This window comes from Bradyrhizobium sp. JYMT SZCCT0428, from assembly GCF_018131075.1.
Taxonomy (GTDB): domain Bacteria; phylum Pseudomonadota; class Alphaproteobacteria; order Rhizobiales; family Xanthobacteraceae; genus Bradyrhizobium.
On record NZ_JAFCLS010000005.1, the window covers coordinates 278438 to 285936 of the forward strand.

A 7499-nucleotide genomic window follows, 5' to 3' on the forward strand; every position below is an offset into this window, starting at 1 on the left:
CGCAATAGCCTCGGGGCCATTTGTTAGCTCCCGCCATCCCAATAATGCTAATGCCGCTAGTTACTTCGACTGCTGATCGCACTCTAGCGCGCAACTTCGCTAATTATCGTGTCCAGCGCGTAGACAACAAAAGAAATAGCGCCCGATTAGCCCGGTACTTGGCCGCTGGCTGGGTGCTTTCAAACCCGCCGATAATCGTGACCCCGTAGCGGTCGCAGACCCGCCATTCCCACTTGCTCGGGCTTCGCTTGGTAACCAACACTTCCAACACGGCCGCGCCCCACGATCCCCAGTTGCGTACCGTCAAGATAGTAAGGGCCTTTAAAGGTGTCGGTTCGCTTTTAGACGTTCAGGTGTAGTTTGATGACTGCGAATGTTTGAAACAGTGTTTGAAAAACAGCGTCGGACTTACCCTTTAGGTCGAAAGGTGGCTACCTTGCGCGCCTCTTGCCACAGCTCTCGCGTGCCCGTCTACTAACTGTTCGGCGCAGCGTTTGGCTTCCTCGTCATTGTCGCAGTGGACCTCAATGCGATTACGGATATGACCGTCGTCGCCAATGACGTAGGCATAATACCCCATGCTGGCATCGTTTACTTCGGAGGCTGGAGGCCGGGCAGCCTTAGCTAATCCTGCATATGGGCGCCGGTCCGCCTGCCGCGCCCTGCGGATTAGCCTCTCACGCTCAATTCCGGGCGGGGTGCCGCGCGCCGCAGGCGCTTTGCCTGTTCTGCTAGGCGCTTCCGCTAGACTAGGACCGTAGGCCATTAAGCCCAGAACCGCCGCTGGTACGTCGCAAGGATGGGGTTTGGGCCTAAGGACTGGCCGACTTCGCTTCGTTCACCGCCGCGTTGATCATGTCGGCGAAATTCGATCAAGAATGGCTTTCGCAATACCGGCATGTCCTTGAACGAGGCTGGTGCTCCTTCGGGACCGTAGCCGCTGACAAATACGAAGGGCTGGCCTCGTGCCGCAACGAATGGCTCCGCCTCTTGGACGCTTCCCGCCTCCGCGACAACGCGATGCCCAAGCTCCTCGAGCATCTCGACGAGCATCCTCCGGATGAGGGCTTCATCTTCAACGAGAAATATGGATATGCCCATCTCGCTTCACCCGTTCGGCGCAGCCGAGTTTAGAAGCTGGGAGACGGCTGTGATAAGCTGGGCAGGAGCAAAAGGCTTTTCGAGCAGAATACTGTGGGGGACACCTTGCGACGCCCAATCACCTCCTGCAGCTCCGGTTATGTAGACGATTGGGAATGCAGGATCGATCTCGCGAGCCTGTCTTGCGACATCCCAACCGTTCATACAGCCCTTGAGATTGATATCTGTCACCAGCGCGCGGTAATTTGTGAGCTTGCTCTTTAGTAAAGTAATAGCTTCCTCAGCCGATTGAGCAATCGCAGTTTCAAAGCCTGCCTCGTTCAATGCGTCTTCGACGATAGGTTGAACTAATGCATCGTCCTCAACGATAAGTACGATTAAAAGTTGTTCTGCCACTTTATCCCGCCCGCATCGACAGAGCAGGGCCTGTGATTGCCGTAGTCCTACGGAGGAATTCTTCATCGTTCCGACTGGTTTGGCGCGCATCGTCGCAAAATGATCGAATCAATTTCGAAAATTCGCGAGTGCGAGAATTGCCGTGCTGAGATGATGCCGCTCGGCAAGCTGCCAGCTATTGGGACCAAGCCGTTAATCAAGGTGTTCGGTTGCTACGGGTGCAACCGCATTGAATTGGAGACACACTAGGGCCTCCCTTGGCGGCCACTTTCATTCGTTGTCTTGCTTGTCACCATCATTTAATCGGGGACATTGCTAATGAGAATATTTTGGATTGTTGCCGTTGCGGTTGGAGTCGTTATTTTTATCGACTACGAATTTTATAATGGTCATTACTGGCATTTGGTATCAACGATGCTGCGCCAAATTGGCCGTTCGTTTGGTTGGCGTTGATGAATGGCGTAGTCTTCAATGGTCGAACATCTAGCGCGAGGTCGTCCAGCCGATCATGACGCTAGATCCAGGCAGGCCGGGTTTGTATTAGGCCGGGCTGGCGGTTGCTTTGCCCGTTGATTGAAGCGCAGGTGACTGCGTCAGCTGGTTTAGGCCAACAGATCCGCACCCGCTTCAGTGAACTTTCCTGATATGTATGTGAGCTGACGCACAGTGCTTGGTCGCGATTGGTCAGACAACGCGCTCCCGTGGATGGAGGGTTCAGCCATGACCGAATCTGCCAGGCGACGCATAACAGTTGATGTGGTAATCCTAGCGGTGGGAGCGGCAATCTTGGTCGTTTCTGCCTTTGTGGGCGTGCTATAATTGAAGGCGCGGCTTTTCGCGATCTCAGGCGAACAGTGCCGCCCCGGGTGTAAATTTCGCATACGTGCCACTCTCGTGCAGCCACAACCATCCACGCGGGATCGCGAGATCTTGGGGGTGTACTCATAAAATCGCCGCGAGATTTGTGATTGCCATCACAACAATGTCGATTTGCTCTCCCGTCAGTGATTTGCCTCACGGTACTGCGGGGACTGTTGAGCGAGTGTGGTACTCAGCGACGGATGGCCCGCGCTGGCCTATATGGAGAAGATCATGAGCAACACAAAGCGTACCGAGAGCCGCGAAGTTCGTGAAAGTGGCGAACTGACGGACGACAATATCGCGGTTGTGGCTGGTGGTCGTCCCGGCGCCGCGGATCTAACAGCAGCTAGGGACAGTTTCAAAAAAGGAGACTTTGCTGGCGCTTTTGCTCATATGACCGCATATCTTACCAACAGCGGGGGGCGGGGCGGCTATATCTAAACCGGGAAACCGGAACATCTCCACATTAGTCGATAACCTTCAGAAGCCGCAGCCGCGGCTTCCGGGGGGCGCTGCCGATGACGCGTACACCGCGTCAGAGAGTTCTCTCAAGCCTTTGAAGAACGGGTGTCGAACCTTGCCTTCGGCCGATTTTGCTCGGTATTCCAACAGCTCCGGCTCAACCCAGATGCCTCGATGCGCGATGCGCTTAGAATAGGGCTGGGTTTTGCGGATCAGCGGCGTGAGACGTCGGCGCAACTCTGCCGCGGATGTCTTGTCGAAGCCGTGGTCGACCTTGCCGGCGTAGAGGAGGTCGTTGCCCTTGCGCCGACCAAGATAGATACCGTCCCAATCGTTACCGTCGAGCGCAAAGCCGGCAATCGTCAGCATCTCGCGCTGGGCGCAGGTCTTCTTGATCCAGTCGTTACCGCGGCCGGACGAATAGCGAATGTCGCGTACCTTTGAGACGACGCCTTCGAGGCCGACCTTGCAGGCGTAGATCTCGGGGCCATCGGTTTCGAAGCTTTCGCTGAACTGAATCGACGTTTTGGCAACAACCAGCTTCTTGAGATGCGTCTTGCGTTCGATCAGCGGCAGCTTCCGGAGATCGTAACCATTGAGATAGAGCAGGTCGAACGCGACGAAAACGATCTTGTCGGACTTGCCCTTGAGTTCGTTCTGCAGAACGGAAAAATCGGTCGTGCCATCCGCGGCCGGCACAACGATCTCGCCGTCGATGATCGCAGAGCCTGCACTGATATGCCACCGCATCGGGTACCGCTACCGGTCCGACATCATGAAGGCCGGGACAGACAGTCTTGGATTGGAGGCGGCACATGACGAACATCGTGGGCGAAGCCGAGGAGATCAGCCGCTGCGACAGCAATGGCCCTCCGGGCGCCCGATCCCGTCAGGCACCTGCCGGAGATGTAGTTCATTTGCCAGCTTTCTTTCCAAAATTTCGGATGCCTTCCACGTTCTCTTCGATTCTCTTGCGAACCACGTCGAAGGCCTCTTTTTGAGATTGGGTGGTGATCTCGGCTAGTTCTCGCATGTTGGCCAAGGCCTTTTCAAAACCCTCTCTTGCGAGATCCGCGCGCTTTTTGGGGTCTTCCTGACCAGCATCGGCAACCACTTTCTTCATCGTTTCCTCAAGCATTTCTGCTTGCCTCCGAACGAGGCGCTGCCAGCCCTCGAAAGCGATTCTATTCGATTTGACGAGAGCTTCGATGTTCTTCCGTTCACGGTCCACAAGCGCCGTGAAGTCGACGCCCGGAAGTTGGAACTGGCTCATAAGTTTGGTGAAGTCAAAAAGCGGCGTCTCGCCAGCTACGCCCTTTTCTCTCGGTTTCATGTCGTCGGAGACGGTGGCCGTCTTCATCGGCTTGCTGTCCTTGGACACGGTGCCCTTTTTCCTTGGCTTTCTCTTGGAGACGGCAGCCGTTTTCGTCAGTTTGCTGTCCTTGGACATTCGGCGATCTCCTTTGACCGTTGGCACGAGCAGCAGCCGGGCGGTTCAACCCAGCCAGCAAGGGACAGCATCGTCAATCCTTGCTTGACATAGGTCAAAGCGGTCGCTCGCCTGCCGTCGAGAATGGCGCATGCCATTTAACCCGAGACGGGCGTTCAAGATCCAAGTTGCCGGGATCGCCACCGTCGTCCTCAGCGTGGCCGTGGTCGCCGTCGTTCGTTTTTGCCGTTGGGGCAATGGGGACACCGCCGAAGCACTGCAGTTAGTCCAATCCAGTTGACGGTCTCGTTTGCTTGGCGAAATCGCTAGAGGGGGTGGGGGCCTCCGGGAGGCGGTATGTCGGCCTGAAATCGGTCAGGTACTGCTACCGGTTATATCCACTCATGATTTCCCGTCGCTGGCCGAAGTCCTTGCTCTTTGCCAAAGCGGCCTCGGCCTCAGGACGGCCACATCCCGCAGCATAATTCAGATCAACGCTGCTGCTCGACAGCCGTCCGAGGAATTCGCCCAGTGGTTGACGGCTGAGAAGCCGCGCTGGCGTGTGCGGTCGGCCACCGCGATCCCGACCCGGCTCTGCTGCCGTTCGGTGATCTGGAGCAATGTCACCAATGAAACGCTGTCTCGCTGCTTTCACAATCGCCGCCAGCCTGTTTGCACCAGTTGCGAACGCCAACGATGCCTTGGAAGCCAAGGTGCGGGCCTACGTTCCGGTCGTCTCCCTCGCCAAATTTTGTGACATCAGGATCAATGACGCCATCTTGCGTGAGCACCCCGCCATGCTCGCAGCGGTCAAATCCGACCCGAACGCCCAAAAACTCGCCTTCCGCCTCAATTACGAAACGCAGACGGCCTACATCAAGGCCCGCGACGCAGGACAACGGATCGCCTTCTGCAAGGACTTCATCGCAGCCAACAGCCAATACGGCAAGGCGCGTTTTACCGCCGTGATCGAGGGTCACATGAGCGACGTCAGCAATGGTGTGCGGAACGCGATTGCCCACAACGTCTGCGGTGCGCCCCCGGCCAAGCTGTCCAAGGCCGACTGGAAATCGTACGCAGCCTTCAAACAGGTACTTCAGATCGAGCATAAGTTGGCCAAGGAAAACGCCGAGACGAATGGCTGGGACGTCGCCGCCGAAAGGGCGGCGGTCACGGAGCAGTTCTGCGCGGCGGTCAAAACCCGATCAGCATCATCGCCGCCAAAGTCCGAGCCGCACTGAGATCATCGCCGCACGGATCGCGTGGATGAAAACACTGGCAGATGCTCAACGACCTGCATGGAGCGCCGCTTGGCCTCAGCTTGGCGAGCCGCCGCTTCTCGATCAGCGGCAGATGGCGCAGGTCCGCCTCCACCCCCATAGGCGCACGATAAAGGCCCAGCAAGGCCATCGCCACTGCTCCTCGCGCTTGCGCTCATCCGCCCTTTGACACAATGCCCTCTATCCGATGGGCATGCGTGAGGGGCCTGACAGGCGACCTATCGGCATGACTAGCCATGACCGCAGCCGATCTCAGACCCTTCATAAACTATTAACTATATTGTTGTGTCCTGACGAAGGGGTGGGTTGGGCGTTGTGTTGTGGAGTATCAGGCAATGAGTACTCACGCTCCAATTTCCTATTCGTCACGCCGTCGTCTCGCTCGGCGGCTGGTCGGCTCGACCATTAGTGTCGTAGAGCGGGACCTGATCTTAGAAACCCTCGCTCATACTCAAGGGAATAGAACCGTGTCGGCGCATCTGCTTGGCGTCTCAGTGCGGTCGCTTCGGAACAAGATTTCCGTGTATTCCGCAGAGGGTTTCTACATCCCTCGTCACGAAAGCCGTGGCAAGAGCGCGGAAACGATAGCTGCGAAGACGCATCCGCAAGATAAGGCAGCGGCCATGCCGGTTGCGCTCGCCAGAATGCGCGCGGTCGCGGCCTCGGATTACGGCTCGTAGTTCGTTCGCATTTCGGTGGTGTGCGCTGATGTCAATAGATCGCCCCGTCTTGTCGGCAGGCACGGGTCGGTGAAACCGGAGGACGCCGCCGCTTCATCCGAGGCCGTCAAGGAAAGGGTCGTTGAATTGCGTTCGCGCGCGCTAGCTTCTTTGTCGGCCCCGCGCGTGGCGATCCTGAGTGCATCGTGCGGCAATGGCCGTTGCAGCGCCTTGGCTTTATCACACGGTGCGCCCATCCAAACGTCGCGGCTCCTAATCGGTGAGCATCCCGTGTCGTTAACGGATCGTGAACCGGCTCAGAACACCATCGGCCCGTCCTTCTGGGGACATTAGTATTGCGTGAGCGAAGCAGAGGCCGTCACCGTCTTACCCCAGCTTCCGGTGACGGCTTGTTGCGCCGACTCCATTTCCACTACGACACACCGCCCCGTCGCCTGACGCCATCCGCACGCGCTTACCGTCACCGTGCGGCGCGGTCTCGGGCGCTGTCAATTGTCGTTTGGCAGGCGTAAGTGGATCTCCGTGCTTGGAATAGTGCCCTGATCCAGGGTCATGACGGCTATGTCCACGACGTGCAGCGATCTGGGACGGTCATAGAAATATTTGAGATGCCAGACGGGTCCAAAGTCCGGTGTCACGATGAAATCGCCGGAGCTAAGCGCCCGCGTAATCAACTTGATCGCGTCGTGGTTTTTCAGCGGTGAATACAACAGGACCTCGATCAGCGCGGCCAGAGATAAGCCGTCGTTCAAACTGACCCGCGCGATGTCGTCGCCATAAACTTGCCGTAAGGCGTTGACAATCGCTGCGACGGTGTTTGGGTCGCGCATCCATGCCTCGTCGTTCGGCCTCCCTCCGGATACGATGGGCAGACCGATTTGTTCCGCATGACGTCCGGTCCCCTCCACGCCATCATGCCCTGACACACGCCTCGTTCGCCGCCGCTATATCGCCAGTGTGGCTGCTAATTTGCTCGACCGTGGCTGAGACCGGATATTGGTTACGAGGGATGGTGGTTTCCGGGGGGCGGTATGCCGGGATTGAAATTGGTCAGGTACCGGTACCGGTTACTGACCCACATTCTCGCGCTAGATCTTAGGCCTGCTAGTTTCCGAGCGACAGGCTGATCCGAGTGACGACCGAATCCCACTGACGGTCTTCCGCGGCTGGATAATTTATTAGGACGCAATTCATGTATTCGTTCACCCGGTTACAGCGGTTGTACCAGGTTCGCCCATTGCGAATGCTGGACACTGCAAAGAAACGTGGTGTCACTCGTTTGTACTGAAT

The 7499-nt window shown here is 57.2% G+C and carries 7 protein-coding genes and 2 pseudogenes; 3 read left to right on the plus strand and 6 right to left on the minus strand.

What is annotated here, in order from left to right; translation table 11 throughout:
- Positions 1-765: 765 nt before the first annotated feature.
- A complete protein-coding gene (locus JQ575_RS46395; RefSeq protein WP_249166492.1) occupies positions 766-1101 on the minus strand; it encodes a response regulator in 336 nt (111 codons plus the stop codon).
- A gap of 6 nt (positions 1102-1107) precedes the next feature.
- Complete coding sequence (locus tag JQ575_RS07605) at positions 1108-1497, minus strand: response regulator (RefSeq protein ID WP_312015898.1); 390 nt, start codon at positions 1495-1497, stop codon at positions 1108-1110.
- A gap of 1092 nt (positions 1498-2589) precedes the next feature.
- On the opposite strand from JQ575_RS07605, the gene JQ575_RS07610 reads away from it, so the two are divergent.
- The gene (locus JQ575_RS07610) at positions 2590-2799 is read left to right on the plus strand and encodes a hypothetical protein (protein ID WP_212032591.1); all 210 of its coding nucleotides are present in this window, start codon (positions 2590-2592) and stop codon (positions 2797-2799) included.
- Between the two features lie 39 nt (positions 2800-2838).
- On the opposite strand, the pseudogene JQ575_RS07615 reads toward JQ575_RS07610, so the two are convergent.
- Positions 2839-3564 (minus strand): annotated as a pseudogene (locus JQ575_RS07615) (DNA ligase); the annotation flags it as partial.
- Positions 3565-3733: 169 nt separating this feature from the next.
- Positions 3734-4270: a phasin family protein gene (locus JQ575_RS07620; RefSeq protein ID WP_212032593.1), complete on the minus strand. Its 537-nt coding sequence runs from the start codon at positions 4268-4270 to the stop codon at positions 3734-3736.
- Positions 4271-4950: 680 nt separating this feature from the next.
- On the opposite strand from JQ575_RS07620, the gene JQ575_RS07625 reads away from it, so the two are divergent.
- On the plus strand, positions 4951-5490 hold the full coding sequence (locus tag JQ575_RS07625) for a hypothetical protein (protein WP_212032594.1): 540 nt from the start codon (positions 4951-4953) through the stop codon (positions 5488-5490).
- Between the two features lie 374 nt (positions 5491-5864).
- Positions 5865-6209, plus strand: a complete 345-nt coding sequence (locus tag JQ575_RS07630; protein WP_212032595.1) for a helix-turn-helix domain-containing protein — start codon at positions 5865-5867, stop codon at positions 6207-6209.
- A 488-nt stretch (positions 6210-6697) separates the two neighbouring features.
- Here the strand turns inward: JQ575_RS07630 and JQ575_RS07635 are convergent, their stop codons facing one another.
- Both JQ575_RS07635 and JQ575_RS07640 read right to left on the minus strand, forming a co-directional pair.
- Positions 6698-7039 carry a hypothetical protein gene (locus tag JQ575_RS07635; RefSeq protein WP_212032596.1) on the minus strand — a complete coding sequence of 114 codons (342 nt, stop codon included), beginning with the start codon at positions 7037-7039 and terminating at the stop codon, positions 6698-6700.
- 274 nt (positions 7040-7313) lie between these two features.
- Positions 7314-7499 (minus strand): annotated as a pseudogene (locus tag JQ575_RS07640) (hypothetical protein); the annotation flags it as partial.

Bases quoted from the DNA above. Each gene is read 5' to 3' on its own strand.
- JQ575_RS46395 (WP_249166492.1), bottom strand. From the start codon at position 1,101: ATGGGCATATCCATATTTCTCGTTGAAGATGAAGCCCTCATCCGGAGG.
- JQ575_RS07610 (WP_212032591.1), top strand. From the start codon at position 2,590: ATGAGCAACACAAAGCGTACCGAGAGCCGCGAAGTTCGTGAAAGTGGC.
- JQ575_RS07620 (WP_212032593.1), bottom strand. From the start codon at position 4,270: ATGTCCAAGGACAGCAAACTGACGAAAACGGCTGCCGTCTCCAAGAGA.
- JQ575_RS07630 (WP_212032595.1), top strand. From the start codon at position 5,865: ATGAGTACTCACGCTCCAATTTCCTATTCGTCACGCCGTCGTCTCGCT.
- JQ575_RS07635 (WP_212032596.1), bottom strand. From the start codon at position 7,039: ATGCGCGACCCAAACACCGTCGCAGCGATTGTCAACGCCTTACGGCAA.